This window comes from Stenotrophomonas nitritireducens (assembly GCF_001700965.1).
Classification (GTDB): Bacteria; Pseudomonadota; Gammaproteobacteria; order Xanthomonadales; family Xanthomonadaceae; genus Stenotrophomonas; species Stenotrophomonas nitritireducens_A.
This window is the reverse complement of the sequence record NZ_CP016756.1, coordinates 2,553,724-2,568,970: the sequence shown is the minus strand read 5'-3', so window position 1 is coordinate 2,568,970 and position 15,247 is coordinate 2,553,724. Positions and strand designations below refer to the sequence as shown.

The following is a 15,247-nucleotide window of genomic DNA, read 5'->3' as shown; positions in this document are numbered from 1 at the left end:
GGAAGGTAGGGGATAAGGTAGTTCAATCAGGCCGAAAGAATTGCTGCAGCTGCACGTTCGCCCGAGCTGACGGCCGCTTCCATGCCCGGAACCTGCAGTTCAGTCTGTTCGCCGGCAAAGTGGATGTTGCCGAACGGGGTATTGGCCCAGCGCAGGGTTTCGGCGAAGCGGCCCGGGGCGATTTCGGAGAACGCGCCATCGGCCAGCGGATCGCTGCCCCAGCTGCGGGTCTCCAGCGGCACCAACGCGCCCTTGGACGCCGGGCGCAGGCGCTCCATGGCGTTGATGGCCCAGGCAAAGCGCGCCTCGCGGTCGAGCGTGTCGGCCTGCCGGGCCATGGCGCCATTGAGCCAGACGATCAGGAGGTTGATCTGGCCATCAGCGCCCGGCACGGCAAACACGCGCTGCAACGGGCCATCGCCCCACAGTGACAGCGGCAGGCCATCGTCTTCCCAGAATTTGCAGGTGGGATGCAGGTGCACGGTGGTCACCGCATTGGAGCTGCGTGCCGACCACACTTCCTGCTGCGCCACCGGCGGTGCCGGATCGATGGCGATGCGGCTGAGCGGCCCGCTGGGCAGGGCCAGCACCAGGTGCGCGGCACGGAAACGGCGGCCATCGGCGCAGCGCACTTCCAGCGTGCCACGCACCGACTCCACGCGGGTGACCTGGGCATCGAGTACCGGCGGCTGCGCCAACGAGGCGGCCATGGCCTCCGGCAGCGCCTGGCTGCCGCCCTGCACCCAGCCGGTGCCCTTCGAACCAAACCGGCGCAACGCATCGCGGCGCAGGGCATCGAGCGCGCTGATGGTCTGCAACGAGGAAAAACTATTGCCGATATCCATCCATTGCAGCGCCTGCGGCGACCAGCCCTTGCTGGCGATCAGCTGCGCCAGCGGGATATCCAGCGAGAGATTGTTGGGGTCGCGCCAGCTGTCCAGCGCCGGCAGGCCCAGCTCACCGATCGCGGTGGCCAGCAGCATCGGCGGCAGCAGAGCGTGTTCGCGGCCCTGCAGTGTATTGAGGGGGCTTTGGCCCCATTGCGTGGCCGGCACCAGGACATCGCCGATGGCCAAGCCCAGACCGGCAGCGTTTGGCAGTGCCGCCGACGGCGGCTCGATGCCGACACCAACACGCTTGGCGTGGGCATGCACGCGCGTATAGCCGGTGCCCACTTCCACACCGCCGATTTCAAAACGAATGCCATTGCGCACCACGGTCTGCAGGCGGCCGCCAACACACGGATTGGCTTCCAGCACGGTGACACGTGCACCACCGGCTTCCAGCGCATGCGCGGCAGCCAAACCGGCCAGGCCGGCACCGACCACGATGACATCGCTGCTCGGCACTTTGGCGTGCAGCATGCCCGGCAGCAACGACAGTGCGGCCATGCCTGAAACTCCCTTGATGAAATCGCGTCGTTGCATTGGGGCTGCCTGCGGAGGTACGGAGGTTGCGGTGTTGCTCTTGCTTGAAATGCCCTCATCTCCGCGAGCGCGGGAATGACGAGCGGGTGGTGCACCGGTAAAGCCAACCAACCGAGGGCTGGGAGGACGCAGCGCGCCCTCCCAACCCGCGTTTACCACTTAGAACTTGTAGCTGACTTCCACGCCGTACATGCGCGGCAACGACGGGGTAAGACCGAAGTCGCGCAGGTTGGTCACGGCCAGGCCGGTCAACGGCGGCACTGCCGGCACGGCGACGTAAGCGTCCGGATTGATCGTGCGCTGTGCGTCTTCCAGGGTGCGGTCGTTGAACGCGTTGTTGACATAGGCCGAGACCTGCAGCTGCTCGGTCGGGCGAATGCTGAAGCGGAAGTTGGTACGGGTGGAAGCGCCGATATAGGCCAGGTTGTCGACCTGGATATAGCGCTTGCCTTCGTAGTTCACATCCATGTTGGCGGTGTATTCCCAACCATTGGACAGCGCGCCGTCATACATCAGACCCAGCGTCGCCTTGTGCTTGGGTACACGCGGCAGCGTGGCACCGGCAGCGTCGGCGGCCGGGTCAGCCAGCGTCGGTGCGCTGTTGCTGGAGAACAGATCGGCCTGGTCCTGGCTGATGAACTTCAGGATCTCGGCATCGGTGTACGAATACGCCAGGCTGGCCAGCCAGCCCTGCGCGAACGCCCACTGGCTTTCCAGCTCGAAGCCACGGATGCGCGATTCGCCGACGTTGGTGGTGTAGCTGGTCGAGAACAGCGAGCCGTTCTTGCGGATCACCGGGCCGGTTTCGGTCAGCTGCTGGTTGGTCCAGTCGATCTGGTAGATGTTGGCGTTGACGCGCAGGGTGCCGTCCAGCCAATCGCTCTTCATGCCCAGCTCGTAGTTCCAAGCCTCTTCTTCCTTGTACGTGTTCAAGCCACGCGCGATCAGCGCGTCACGCTCGGTTTCGAGGAAGTCCGCACGGTAGACGTCGGTGTTGAAGCCGCCCGGCTTGTTGCCCTTGGACACCAGGCCATACAGATTGACGTTTTCCTGCGCCTGATAGCTCAAGGTCCAGCGCGGGGTGAAGCTGCTGAAGGTCTTGGCCAATGCATAAGGCTGGCGATAGGTGCTGCCGGCCAACACACGGATGTCGGTGCCGCCCTTGCTGATTTCGTCGCGCGCATAGCGGCCTTCCAGCGAGGTGGTCCATTGGTCGTTGATGCGCCAGTTGATCAGGCCGTAGAGCGCCTTGTTGACGGTCTGGTCATCAGGGTCTGTGGGCACCGAGGTGACCACCTTGTTGCCACCGATGGTGTAGCCGGTCAGGTCGCCACCCCAGCCGGGCAGCGCCTGCTGCTTGTAGTAATACGCACCAAGCATGCCCGACACGGCCAGACTCTGGTCGGTGGTCAGGCGGATGTCCTGCGACCAGTTCTTGACGCCGGTGTCGGCGAAGCTTTCAAAGCCACCGCCGTAGCCGCGAATGGCGCTGTAGTCCTGGTCGCTGGCCGAATAGGTATCGCTCTTGTTGTAGGCCGAGGTCGAGGTCAGGTTCCAGCCATTGGCGAACAGATAGTCCACCACCACGCTGGTACGCAGCAGGTCGGTTTTGCGCCCCGGGAAGTAGCCGGCGCTCTCGAACTCCTTGGTGTTCAACGCGTATCCCGCCGGTGCCTTCAGCTCACCACAGTAGTAGCCGCGGCGGCGCGACTCGAGGATCGGCACACCACCGGCCGAAACACCGCTGTACTCAGGCAGGTAGCAGTTGAGGTTGTCGCTGCCCAGGCGCGCAACGGCGAAGTGCTGGTCGCGGCTCTTCTGCTGCATCACGCGTGCGGTGATATCCAGCGCATCGGTCGGCGACCACGCGATGGCAGCCATGCCGCTGATGGTTTCGGTGCCGTTGAGGTCTTTGCTGCCCGAGGCGCTGTTGTAGAACACGCCATCGTTGCCGCGCTTGTTCAGGCTCAGGTCGTAACCGAACGAGCCGTCTTCATTCGCGCCCGAATAGAACAGGCCCATTTTCTCCTGGCCGTAGTTGCCGGCGCCCAGGGTGACCTTGCCGCCCGGTGCGCTGCCCGGGCGCTTGGTGATGAAGTTGACCGCACCGGAGAAGGTGCGGCGACCGAACGCCGCCGACTGCGGGCCACGGATCACTTCCACACGCTGGATGTTCTCCAGGCCGTAGCTGGAGATATCACCTTCGACATAGATGCCGTCGATGAAGAACGAGGCGTTGGACTCGCCCTGGATGTTGGACATGCCGCGGATCACCGGGCGGTCGAAGCCGCGGCCGTAGCCGGACTTGAACGAGAAGCTCGGCGACAGATTGGCGATGTCGCGCACGTCGACCAGGCCCTTCTTCTCGATGGTCTGCGCGGACATGGCGGTGATCGGCAGCGGCATCTGCTGCAGCGGTTCGGACACACCGCGCGCGGTTACCGTGATCTGGTCAAGGCTCTGTACGGCATCGCTGTTGGCGGCCGGCGGTGCAGCCGATTCGTCGGCGGCCTGGGCCGCGGCGTTGCCTGCGCACAACATCAGTGCAAAGGCGATCGAGGAGCACAGCAGGTCTGGCTTGATGATTTTCATTTGTTTCCCGACTGGAAAGTTTGATCGGAATGGATTGGGAGGATGGATGCGCCGTCTTGGGGGAGGGTTCCGTCCAGTGTTTCCGTACTTCAGTCCTGCTGTTTCGCCGCCGCACCCTGCTTGAGCTGCTTGTAGTAGCTCCAGCTGGTGACGTTGGGTTGCACCCAGGTTGCAGGTGCGCGTGCATACTCCGGGTAGCGGGTACGGACGAGCTCCTGGATATCGGCAGGCAGTTCACTGACCGAGGCGCGCTTGTTGCCCTGCGCGACGTACAGCAGATTGCCCGGGCGTGTGCCCAGCTTCATCCAGGGGAGCCACGGCCCGACACGGGTCCAGCCGTAGGTGACCGGCACGCTCTTCAGCGCCGGGTTTTCGAGGTCCGCGCGGGGCGCGAAAAACATGAAGTGCTCCGATCCCATGTAGGTCGGGCCGGAAGATTCAGCGGGGAATTCGCTGGGCTGCAACGGGTTGGGATAGGCCAACGGAATGTTGAGCGTCAGCATCACCTGGTCGCCTGCTTCCACCCACGGCAGGTGCAGCGGCCGGCCCGGTGCATTGAGCACGGTGTTGACCGGGTCGTTGGCAACCTGCACCACGTCGTTGCGTTCGCCGGAGAACGGGTTGTCCCAGCTGTCGATGATCTTGCCGGTCTTCAGGTCGCGGTAGAAGGTCAGCTCGCGGGTATACAGACGCCACACGCCATCGGCCTGCTTTTCGGCCCGGCAGATGTTGTAGCCCTCGAAGCCCAGCAGCGGTGCCGGCTTCTGCCCCGGCTCCTGCGAGAACAGGGTGCCGGCCCACCACAGGATCTCCTCCTGCTTCGGGTCCAGCGAGCAACGCAACTTGACCATTGCCTCAACGCTGCCCTGTTCGGACTGCAGATCCAGCGCTTTTGCCTGTGGCGAAAGTGCAATTGCGGCAGCCAGCAAAACCGATGACATTCGAATCACGTCCAACCCCCCGGTTGAAGTGGAGCCCCTGCGGCGCTCCGACCACGGAAGACGAGCCTCTCGACCCGTCAAAGATGTCATATAGCTATATCATTAGTACATGATTGTCCAATCATTTGTAGAACCTATGTCGCAGATCCCGTGGCAGTGCTGGGGCGGGCGAAAACCCTGCTGCAGCGGCGTTTGGCAAGACTGCGCAAGATGCTGCTTTGCAACAAAATTTCACCGGGCGATGCCGTGAAAAACGGCACTGGATTTTTGTCCGGACATTTGAGAAATTCGGGGAAGCGGCAGATGCGCGACGCCCCTGCAGCAGCTGGCGGCGGGGTTTTCCAGGCCCTTGGGGCGGCAGCAGGACACTGGTACCAATGGACGCTTGACCCTGACCAGATCCGCATGACATATAGATATAACTTTAGAACTTGAAGCCTTCCGAGGAGTTGCCATGAGCCAGCAAGCCCTGCCGCCGAGTTGGCAGCACGTAGGCCGCCACGCGGTGTTCCCCGATAGCGCGCTGGATGACACGGCCCGCTTCGACTTCCTCGCCAACCTCAACGGCTACCTGGCCACCCAGCTCAGCCCCAAGGTCAAGCTGGCCTACGAGCAGCGGGTGAAGCCGGCGTTCGAGAAGGAAAAAGGCCGCGCCCCGGAAACCCGCCACGAAGTGCGCAAGGCAATGGCCGCCGATGGCATCTACCAGACCTGGAGCGCCCTGCGTCGCAGCAGCATGGAGATGCGCCAGCAGGCCGGCCGCGGCCTGGTGCTCAAGCAGGTGGATGCACTGATCGAAAAGGCACGCGCACTCAATGCCAGTGACGACGGCCTGCAGCTGGACGCTTCGGTGAAGGTGCCGCGCTATTCCAGCGCCGTTGACATCCATTGCATGCCCGGCGGTTACCACACCGAGCTGCTGGCCGATGACGTGTCGGCAGCGGCCAACTACGACTGCGGCATCTTCGCCACCACCGGCGGCATGCTCGGCCGCTACAACGATGGCGGTGGCCAGGCGCTTGCGCAGTGGCTGCAGGAACAGCATCCCGAATTCAAGCCACGCCGCATCCTCGACATCGGCTGCACGGTTGGCCACAACATCGTGCCGCTGGCGCAGGCGTTCCCGGAGGCCGAGGTCATCGCCATCGACGTGGCCGCGCCAATGCTGCGCTATGCGCATGCGCGTGCCCGCGCGCTTGGCGTGAACAACATCCGCTTCCGCCAGGCCAATGGCGAAGCACTGGACTATGCCGACGGCACGTTCGACCTGATCACCACCTCGATGTTCTGGCACGAGAGCTCGTCCACGGCGATGCCACGCAAGCTGCGCGAAATCCACCGCCTGCTTGCCGCCGGCGGCCTCACCGCGCACCTGGAACAGCCGCAGTACCACGGCATGGATCCCTACGAGCAGTTCATCCGCGACTGGGATGCGTACAACAACAACGAGCCGTTCTGGAGCGTGATGCACGAATACGACCTGCGCCAGATGATGGCCGCGGCCGGCTTCGAGGCGGAGCGCTATTTCGAAACCAAGGTCCGTGGCGTGGTCGATCGGGACATCTTCCCGGTCGCCAGCGAAAGCGGCGAAGACCACGGCCGTGCTGCGCTGTGGACCATGTTTGGAGCCTGGAAAGCATGAGCATCGATCCGATCGCCCTGGCCGGCAGCCGCGCCCGTGGCAAGCGTCCGTACTTCTTCAAGGACCCGGACGTGGAGCGTGTGCTGTCCATCGCCATGGCCATCGCCATGGAGAACGCGGTGACCCACCAGCGGCTGGATGCGCTGGAACGCTTGATCGAAAACAAAGGCCTGCTCAGCCGCGAAGAACTGGACCAGTTCCGACCGGACCGTGAGGCCGAAGCCCAGCGCACGCTGTGGATGAAGGAATACATCGCCCGGGTACTGCGCATCGTGCAGCAGGAAACCGAGGCCTTGGAAGGCGGTGCTATGGACGTGCCGATGGAAGAAGTGATGGATGCACTTCGCAACGAATGAGGCCCGGCCTCAACTGATGACATCAACACGACCACAAGGGAAACCGTAATGCCGAACATGCAACTGCACATGCCGCTGCTGGCCCGCCACGAAGGCGTCTGGGACGGCGTGTACCGTTACTACGATGCCAACGGCGACAAGATCGACGAGCACAAGTCGCGCCTGATCTGCCGCTTCACCAGCGACGAGAACCTGCCCTACCACCAGACCAATCATTACAGCTGGGCGGACGGCAAGGTGGAAGTCCGCGACTTCCCGACGCGCTATGAATTTGGCCGGGTGATCTTCGACAACGAGCTGATCTACGGCTGGGCTGCCGAAGTGCCGCTGGACGACCATCACCGCACCGTCATGCTGTACTGGAAGCGCAAGGGCGAGGAAGGCCTTGAACTGTACGAGATGATCCAGCTCTCCGATTGCGGTCAGATGCGCAACCGCATCTGGCATTGGTACAAGAACGGCGTGCTGGTGCAGCGCACGCTGATCGACGAGAAGTTCGTCAGCCGCGACTGGCAGAAGATCAAGGGCGAGAGCTTCAACGGCGACCCGATCTGATCCTCCGCAACGACGATCAACGCGGGGCGCCATGGCGCCCCGCGTTTGTTTGAACGCTGCAAGTGCTGCCTGAAAGCTGCAGCTGTGAAGCCCCTCTCCCGCGCGCGGGAGAGGGGTTGGGGTGAGGGGAAGCTTTTAAAGCTTTAAAGCTCCCCTCATCCGCCCCTTCGGGGCACCTTCTCCCGCAAGCGGGAGAAGGGAAACTGCAAAAGCAGAAGCAAAAGCAGAAGCAATTGCAAAAGCCTAAAGCCAGAAGCCAGAAGCCAGAAGCAAAAAGCGAAAGCAGTAGCCGGAGCCAGAGCAACTGCACAAGCAACCGCAACCGCAACCGCAACCGCAACCGCAACCGCAACCGCAACCAACATGATCCACGCCATCAACCACCGAGGTACCCAATGAGCAACACCCGCAGACATTTCCTGGGCAGTGCCGCCGGCCTGGCCGCACTGGGCGCGGTTGGCCCGTCCCTGCTGGGTGCCTCGGCACCGGTGCAGGCGGCCATGGGCAAGGGCCCGGATGGACTCAACGTGCGCACCGATGGCACCTATGCAACGGTGGAGCTGGCCAAGCCGGCCTGGACCCTGGGCCTGGTGCAGTCGCGCGTACACAGTTTCGATGCGCGCGAATGGAAGTCGGCCACCAAGGGCAACCTGGCGCACATGCTGGACCTGATCGACAAGGCGCATTACCACGCCAAGCCCGACCTGCTGCAGTTCCACGAATTCCCGCTGACCGGCTGGCGCAAGTGGACGCGCGAGGAAATCCTCAAGTTCGCCATCACCATTCCCGGCGAGGAAACCGAGGCCATCGCCAGGAAGGCACGCCAGTACGGTACCTGGATCGTGTTCGGCGCCTACGCCACCGATCCGGACTGGCCGGGCCACGTGCTGTCGATCACCACGATCATGAACGACAAGGGCGAGATCGTGGACAAGCACTGGAAGGCGCGCAACCTCAAGGGCGCCTTCCCGGATTTCGAGTTGTTCACCACCACCACCTACGACGTGCTCGACCGCTACGTTGAAATGTACGGCCGCGATGCGGTGGTACCGGTCACCCGCACGCCGCTGGGCAACATCTGCACCAGCTCCACCCAGCGCGAGCCGGAGCTGTTCCGGGCGATGGCGTTCAAGGGCGCGGAAATATTCCTGCGCACCGCATCGGGCGGTTTCTCGGACATGGATGTGGCCGCCTGCGCGATGTACAACGGCGTCTACTCGTCCATCGTCAACAACTCGATCTCGCCAGACAACGGCCCCTACTTCGATGACCCGGGTTCAGGCGGCACCGCCCTGTACGACCCCAGCGGCAAGGCCATCGCCGAGGCACAGAGCAAGGAAGAAACCCTGGTGCTGGGCCGCGTGCCGATCGCCGAACTGCGTGCACGCAAGCGCCAGCCGGTGGTGCACATGGACCTGTTCCGCGACGTCTACGACACCTACCAGAACGCCTACCCGCCGAACCTGTGGTCGGAATACCTGCCCACCTCGCTGGAAGACGCCGCCCGCTACATCCGCGGCAAGTCGCGCTGGAAGTAACAGGCACGGCTGCCAGCACATGCGCGCATCGGGCCGGCAAGGTCCGATGCGCCTGTCGCAGGGCCCCGCCCGCGCAGCGCGCGATATGCATTGCTGAACAGAAGCGGCCCTTTCAAGTGTGATCGTGCTCGCAGAATCTGCACTTACCCTGCACATCCCGCTGCCGATACTGCGCCCAGGGGGATGTTGACCGGCCATGGCTGGGAACGCCCGTTCCTTGGTGCCGGAGTCTGCAATGCTGGGAATGTTCAAGAAAAAAAGAACGGGCATCGTGATCGTCAGGCTCAATGCGCGCCTGCAGCCCATGCATCGTGCCGAGCTGGAAGACGCATTCAGTGATGCCTGCAACGGGCACGACCTGGGTGCGGAAGTGGTCGGCGGCGGCACCCTGCTTGCCGACAACGGCGAGGTGGCTGCCTGCGACATCGAAGTGCGCGTGGATGACCTCAGCCCCGACAGGATCGCCATGGTCGGGCGCTTGTTCGAAGCGATGCTGGCGCCGAAGGGCTCGTACATGACGGTGGGCAACGACAGTGAACGCATCGCACTGGGCCAGCATGAAGGCCTGGCCCTGTACCTCAACGGCACTGCGTTGCCCGAGGAAATCTACGAGATCTGCGATTCCAACCACGTCCACGACGAATGCGAACGTCGCCTGGACGGCATCGGCATGGTCAACAGTCACTGGCAAGGCCCTACCGAAACCGCGTTGTACATGTACGGCGACAGCTTCCAGCGCATGCATGCGGCGATCCTGCCATTGCTGGACAGCTACCCGCTGTGCCGGCTGTGCCGGGTGGAACGCATCGCCTGACGTGCTGCGTTCATCCCGCTGTGACACCTGCGTTCGGGCAACGGTATAAGGTGGCCTTTCGATCCGTTTACCCACTCGGTATACGCAATGCCACTTGCCTTCGATCTGGGCGTGAAGCTGTGCTGGCTGATACTGCTGGTGTATTGGGGTGCAAGCGCGGCGCAGGCCAAGCCGGTGACGCGCACCGAATCGCCTTGGAAACAGCTGCTGGTGTATTGGTTGCCGCTGCTGGTGGCGGTGCTGCTGCTCGGCCCGGGGTCGTGGTTCGGGCAGGGCTGGCTGCGTGAGCAGTTCGTGCCGCACGCGTTGCCGATCTACGCCACCGGTCTGCTGTTATGCCTCTGCGGGCTGATCCTGGCGATCTGGGCACGCTGGCGGCTGGGCCGCAACTGGAGCGGCAATGTGCAGATCAAGCAGGCCCATGAGCTGATCACCAGCGGCCCCTATGCGCGGGTGCGCCACCCGATCTACAGCGGCGTGCTGTTGATGTTCAGCGGCAACGCGCTGGTGGTTGGCGAGTGGCGCGGGGTGGTAGCCGTGCTGATCGTGCTGGCTTCGTTCTGGGCCAAGCTGCGCCAGGAGGAACGTTTCCTGGCTGCGCATTTCGGGCAGGCCTACGCCGACTATGCGGCGCGCACGAGGATGCTGATCCCCGCGCTGCTGTAGTAGCGGCGGCGAATGCTCAGGGCGCGCGCTCGGGGTCGTCTTCCCCGCTGCGCCCTGCCCCGTAGCCGAGCCCGGCGCCCATGCCCACGCCGGCCCCCATGCCACCCATGCCACCGCCGGCGCCGCCACCGCCCTTGCCGCCGGCACCACCACCCTCCCGGTCTGCCGCCTTGCTGCCCTTGCCGCCTCCGCCACTGCTGGCCGGGCGCAGCGGGCCTTGCCGCGGAATGGCGACGGCAGCCGGGATCACCTCCAGGTCCAGCACGCTGCGGATGAAATCGCGCAGCGAAATCACCAGTTCGGCGGTATGGATCGGCCGCCCCTCGACCATGTCGCTGGCAGCGCGCGCGGCCAGCCGCACCTGTTGCTCGGTGCCCAGCAGGATCACATCCGACAGTGCCGCTTCCACCGCATCACGGGTACGGCGGGCGCGCTCACCGGCCTCACCCGGGTCCACCACGGGCAGCAGCACGGTGCCTTCGGCGGTGGTCACGGCCTGCCCCTCGGCCAGCTCGGCCGCGCGCCGGCGCACGTCGCGCAGATGGCTGGGGTCCACGCTCAGATCACCGGTGAACGAGCCGCCCAGGGTCTTGTAGGCGGCTATCAGGGTTTTCAGCCGTTCGTTGATCTGGCGGTTGGCCGCCTCACGCTTTTGCTGCACCACCTGCATCACCAGCAGGCGAATGCCGACACCGATGAGGGTGATGATCGCCAGGCCAAACAAGGTCGACAGCAGACCCTGCCAAGAGCTGAAATCCAGACCACGCATGCCAGCACCACTTGCTGCAGGCGCACATCGGCGCCGAGGCGATCATCGTAGCGATTTGTCGGCCGCCACAGGCATGCCGGGGGACACGACAAGGGACGGACGCGGTATCGTGTCGCCCTTCTCAACACCGAAACACAGCCGATGCCCAACCCTTCTTCCGCCCCGGCCCCGGCACCGTCGCAGCAGTTGGAACGTGCGTTGAAGCCGCGCCAGCTGATCATGATGGGCCTGGGCAGCGCCATCGGCGCCGGCCTGTTCCTGGGCTCGGGCGTCGGTATCCAGGCCGCCGGCCCGGCGGTACTGATCTCCTATCTGGTGGCCGGCACGCTTGTCATCATCATGATGCACGCCATGGGCGAGATGGCCGCCGCACGGCCGGCCAGCGGCGCGTTCTCGGTATATGCCGCCGATGCGCTGGGCGCCACTGCCGGCGCCACCGTGGGTTGGCTGTGGTGGGCCCAGCTGGTGGTGGTGATCGCCGCCGAATCGGTGGGCGCGGCCGGCCTGCTCAGTACGGTATGGCCGCAGCTTTCAGTGCCGCTGACCTCGCTGGCGTTCATGGTGGTGTTCACCGTGATCAACATGATGGGCGTGCGCAATTACGGTGAGTTCGAGTTCTGGTTCGCCATCCTCAAGGTGGGCGCCATCATCGCCTTCATCCTGATCGGCATCGCCCTGCTGCTGGGCCTGCTGCCGGACGTGCCCTCGCCGGGCCTGGCCAACATCACCGGCCATGACGGCTTCATGCCCAAGGGCCTGGCCGGCATCGGCGCGGCCCTGCTGGTGGTGATCTTCGCCTTTGGCGGCACCGAAATCGTGGCCGTGGCCGCGGCCGAAACCCAGGACCCGGAGCGCAGCCTGGCGCGTGCCATCCGCACCGTGGCCTGGCGCATCCTGGTGTTCTACATCGGCTCGATCGGCGTGATCATCGCGGTGGTGCCGTGGAACAGCCCCACCCTCAAATCGCCGTTTGCTGCGGTGCTGCAGGTGGCCAACATCCCGGGTGCGGCCACTGCCATCACCCTGATCGCGGTGATCGCCCTGCTGTCGGCGCTCAATGCCAACCTGTACGGCGCCTCGCGGATGATCTATTCGCTGGCCGAACGTGGTGAGGCCCCGCGCTGGCTGGGCGTCACCAATACCCGCCAGGTGCCGGTGGTGGCGGTGCTGGCCAGCGTGCTGTTCGGTTTCGCCGCCACCGTGCTGGAGCTGATCTACCCGGACAAGGTGCTGCCGGTGCTGCTCAACGTGGTCGGTTCCACCTGCCTGCTGGTCTGGACCATCACCCTGGTATCGCAGCTCATCCTGCGCCGTCGCGCCGATCGGCTGGGTACACCGCTGCCGTTCCGCATGGCCGGTTTCCCGTTCCTGACGGTGTTGGCGCTGGCGATCCTGGCGTTGATCTTCGCGCTGCTGCTGCTCACCCCGGAAACCCGCCTGCAGTTCCTGTCGATGGCCGCCTTCACCGCCTTCATCGCACTGTGCAGTGGTTTGGCAAGGCACGCCCGCCGCGCCTGACCGTGCCAAATCAGCTGGCATGCAAGCCCATCGTCACGATGGGCTTGTTTTAGTGCGCCAGTGACGGCAGGCTGCGCCCATCCGAGGCCAGTCATGTCCACAGCCGAACCCCGCGTCGACGCCTACATCGCCCATGCCGCTGCTTTCGCCCAGCCCCTGCTGCGCGTGCTCCGCCGGCGTGTGCACAGCGACCGCGGCGCGGCCACCGGGGCCCTGGCAACTGTACCGGCGCCCAAGGCAGCCGTTGGCGGTTTCACACCCCGCTACCAACGCGATGTTGTGGAATGGATAGGTGAGACCAGCCGTGACCGTACCCGACAACCGCGTATTGCCTTGACCATCGGGTGGTTATCCGATGGCAAGTGACGCAACTTGAAACATCAAACGCATTGACGTGGGACGCGCCAGCGATTCCACTTCCTCCAAACACCCCCATAAGTCCTGTTGCTACGCCATGATCGACCTAGAAGACCTCATCCAGCGTGCCATCGACCCGGCCTCCGTGAAGCTGGAAGGCACCCTGACAAATCCGCCGTCCTTCGGCGTGTATGCCATCGAAAACGTCGATGACGGCAGCACCCATTTCCGCTTCGGCAACCACCCGGTGCGCAAGCAGGAACTGGAAGACAAGTTCGGCAACGCCGAACTGGAGTATCTGTTCCTCAACCGCGAGGATGCAGCAGCAATGACCTCGGCGTTGAACCGCCCCGAAGCGGACTGAGGTTTCGCAGGGTTGGTGCAACCGCAGCGCCGCGGCGCCGCGCTGCTGTAGAGCCGAGCCATGCTCGGCTGGGGCCTTACCGGTAAAGCCCCTTGCCGAGGATGGCTCGGCACTACGTTGCGCCCTCCCTTTCGCGCAGCGAAGGGGAGGGTTGGGGAGGGGTAGCTTTCCGCGTGTTGATGCAGCGCTTGCTTCGCGGCTTACGCCGCTCCTACATTGCCGTCGCGACATATGCTGCGCTGTTATTGATGCAGCGCCTGCTTCGCGGCTTACGCCGCTCCTACACCGACGTCGCGACACATGCTGCGCTGTTGCAGAGCCGAGCCATGCTCGGCTTGGACTTGCCGGTAAAGCCCCTTGCCGAGCATGGCTCGGCACTACGCTGCGCCCTCCCTTTCATGCAGCGAAGGAGAGGGTTGGGGAGGGATGGCTTTTCGCGGATTGATGCAGCGCCTGCTTCGCGGCTTACGCCGCTCCTACATTGCCGTCGCGACACATGCTGCGCTGTTGTTACGCAAGCACCTGCGCCGGCGCTAGGATGCGGCATCGCTCACTGCTTCAGGGGAAACGCATGAACGTCTATGCCGTGGTGCTGGCCGCTGTGTCGAGCTTTCTGCTGGGCGGCCTGTGGTATTCACCGCTGCTGTTTGGCCGTGCATGGAACCGCGAAAACGGTGGCGAAGTACCACAGGGGCATCCTGGCAAGGTATTTGGGGTTGCGCTCGTGTTTTCACTGCTGGCGGCGTTCGCGTTCGCCTGGTTCATCGGCCCGGCACCGGAACTGCGCAAGGCGCTGATATGCGGATTGGTCGCGGGTTTGGGCATGGTCGCGGCGAGCTTCGGCATCAACTATCAGTTCGCGCAGCGCAGCGGAAAGCTGTGGGCGATCGATGGTGGCTACCACGCCGTACAGTTCGTGCTGTTCGGTCTGATCCTGGGCTTGTGGCATTAAGGCACTGAGACAGTAGCGAAGCTCCCTGCTGTTGCTTTAGCCCCCTCCCTTTGCCGCAGGCAAGGGGAGGGCTGGGGAGGGGTAGCTTCAGCTTCAGCTTCGGCTCCGACTTTGACTTTGACTTTGGCTTTTGCCGTGGCTCCGGCCTTTGATCTACCGGGTCCCCTTCCGCAGCGACGGAGCTGACGGATAAGACCCCGAATGGGGCGACGTGCAGGACGCACGTCGTTTTTCGACGATACAGGGATGTATCGTCGAAAAATCCCGGCAGCGGAGTGAACCTGGAGCGCGTAGCGCGGAAGGCGCGTAGGCAGGGTGTGCTTTCTTTGGGCCACCTTTCTTTGCACAAGCAAAGAAAGGTGTGCTCGCGCACCGAAGGTGGGCGAAAGCTCTGCACTTGCACTTGCACTTTGCTTTGGCTTTGGCAACAGCAACAGCAACAACTGAAGCCAATGCCAAGGCTTTCTCTCCCCTTCGGGGAGCGAGTCACTTTTCTTTGCTTGTGCAAAGAAAAGATAACCAAAAGAAAGCACACCCTGCCTCCGCGCCCGCGCCGCTACGCGACGCGGGTCCACTTCGCCGTCAGGATTTTTCGACGATACATCCCTGTATCGTCGAAAAACGACGTGCGTCCTGCACGTCGCCCCGTTCGGGGTCTTGTCTGCCGGCTCCGTCGCTACAGAAGGGGCCCGGTGAGTCAAAGTCCAGAGCAACTGCAACTGCAACTGCGAAAGCTGGAGCCACGGCCAAGGCCCC

Annotated in this window: 15 protein-coding genes; 11 read left to right on the top strand and 4 right to left on the bottom strand. The window is 63.8% G+C overall.

Annotated elements, in window-relative coordinates; all coding sequences use genetic code 11:
• Window positions 1-26 precede the first annotated feature (26 nt).
• From BCV67_RS10740 to BCV67_RS10730, 3 genes are all read right to left on the bottom strand, one after another.
• Entirely contained in the window at window positions 27-1,427 is a 1,401-nt protein-coding gene (locus BCV67_RS10740; RefSeq protein ID WP_082746648.1) for a flavin monoamine oxidase family protein, read from the bottom strand.
• A gap of 159 nt (window positions 1,428-1,586) precedes the next feature.
• Window positions 1,587-4,019, bottom strand: coding sequence for a TonB-dependent receptor (locus BCV67_RS10735; RefSeq protein ID WP_062170509.1), 2,433 nt, complete (start codon window positions 4,017-4,019; stop codon window positions 1,587-1,589).
• A gap of 89 nt (window positions 4,020-4,108) precedes the next feature.
• Complete coding sequence (locus BCV67_RS10730) at window positions 4,109-4,960, bottom strand: DUF1838 family protein (protein ID WP_062170511.1); 852 nt, start codon at window positions 4,958-4,960, stop codon at window positions 4,109-4,111.
• Window positions 4,961-5,110: 150 nt separating this feature from the next.
• Here BCV67_RS10730 and BCV67_RS20335 point away from each other — a divergent pair, with 150 nt between their 5' ends.
• From BCV67_RS20335 to BCV67_RS10700, 7 genes are all read left to right on the top strand, one after another.
• Window positions 5,111-5,395 (top strand): hypothetical protein, encoded by a 285-nt coding sequence (locus tag BCV67_RS20335; protein ID WP_156455896.1) that lies wholly within the window; start codon window positions 5,111-5,113, stop codon window positions 5,393-5,395.
• Between the two features lie 19 nt (window positions 5,396-5,414).
• On the top strand, window positions 5,415-6,602 hold the full coding sequence (locus BCV67_RS10725) for a class I SAM-dependent methyltransferase (RefSeq protein WP_062170513.1): 1,188 nt from the start codon (window positions 5,415-5,417) through the stop codon (window positions 6,600-6,602).
• Entirely contained in the window at window positions 6,599-6,958 is a 360-nt protein-coding gene (locus BCV67_RS10720) for a hypothetical protein (protein ID WP_057626960.1), read from the top strand. The genes BCV67_RS10725 and BCV67_RS10720 overlap by 4 nt, the downstream gene beginning before the upstream one ends.
• 48 nt (window positions 6,959-7,006) lie before the next feature.
• On the top strand, window positions 7,007-7,513 hold the full coding sequence (locus BCV67_RS10715; RefSeq protein ID WP_062170515.1) for a hypothetical protein: 507 nt from the start codon (window positions 7,007-7,009) through the stop codon (window positions 7,511-7,513).
• A gap of 395 nt (window positions 7,514-7,908) precedes the next feature.
• A complete protein-coding gene (locus tag BCV67_RS10710; protein ID WP_062170519.1) occupies window positions 7,909-9,051 on the top strand; it encodes a nitrilase-related carbon-nitrogen hydrolase in 1,143 nt (380 codons plus the stop codon).
• A gap of 244 nt (window positions 9,052-9,295) precedes the next feature.
• Window positions 9,296-9,865: a hypothetical protein gene (locus BCV67_RS10705; protein ID WP_065868105.1), complete on the top strand. Its 570-nt coding sequence runs from the start codon at window positions 9,296-9,298 to the stop codon at window positions 9,863-9,865.
• 87 nt (window positions 9,866-9,952) lie between these two features.
• The gene (locus tag BCV67_RS10700; protein WP_062170522.1) at window positions 9,953-10,531 is read left to right on the top strand and encodes a methyltransferase family protein; all 579 of its coding nucleotides are present in this window, start codon (window positions 9,953-9,955) and stop codon (window positions 10,529-10,531) included.
• 16 nt (window positions 10,532-10,547) lie between these two features.
• On the opposite strand, the gene BCV67_RS10695 is transcribed toward BCV67_RS10700, so the two are convergent.
• The gene (locus BCV67_RS10695; protein ID WP_062170523.1) at window positions 10,548-11,300 is read right to left on the bottom strand and encodes a hypothetical protein; all 753 of its coding nucleotides are present in this window, start codon (window positions 11,298-11,300) and stop codon (window positions 10,548-10,550) included.
• Between the two features lie 141 nt (window positions 11,301-11,441).
• Here BCV67_RS10695 and BCV67_RS10690 point away from each other — a divergent pair, with 141 nt between their 5' ends.
• The 4 genes from BCV67_RS10690 to BCV67_RS10675 all read left to right on the top strand — a co-directional run bounded on the left by BCV67_RS10690 (window position 11,442) and on the right by BCV67_RS10675 (window position 14,491).
• Window positions 11,442-12,818 carry an amino acid permease gene (locus tag BCV67_RS10690; protein WP_062170524.1) on the top strand — a complete coding sequence of 459 codons (1,377 nt, stop codon included), beginning with the start codon at window positions 11,442-11,444 and terminating at the stop codon, window positions 12,816-12,818.
• Window positions 12,819-12,911: 93 nt separating this feature from the next.
• On the top strand, window positions 12,912-13,184 hold the full coding sequence (locus BCV67_RS10685) for a YdeI/OmpD-associated family protein (RefSeq protein ID WP_062170525.1): 273 nt from the start codon (window positions 12,912-12,914) through the stop codon (window positions 13,182-13,184).
• An 88-nt stretch (window positions 13,185-13,272) separates the two neighbouring features.
• Window positions 13,273-13,539, top strand: a complete 267-nt coding sequence (locus BCV67_RS10680; RefSeq protein WP_057626952.1) for a hypothetical protein — start codon at window positions 13,273-13,275, stop codon at window positions 13,537-13,539.
• A 571-nt stretch (window positions 13,540-14,110) separates the two neighbouring features.
• The gene (locus tag BCV67_RS10675) at window positions 14,111-14,491 is read left to right on the top strand and encodes a DUF1761 domain-containing protein (protein WP_062170526.1); all 381 of its coding nucleotides are present in this window, start codon (window positions 14,111-14,113) and stop codon (window positions 14,489-14,491) included.
• Window positions 14,492-15,247: the final 756 nt, after the last annotated feature.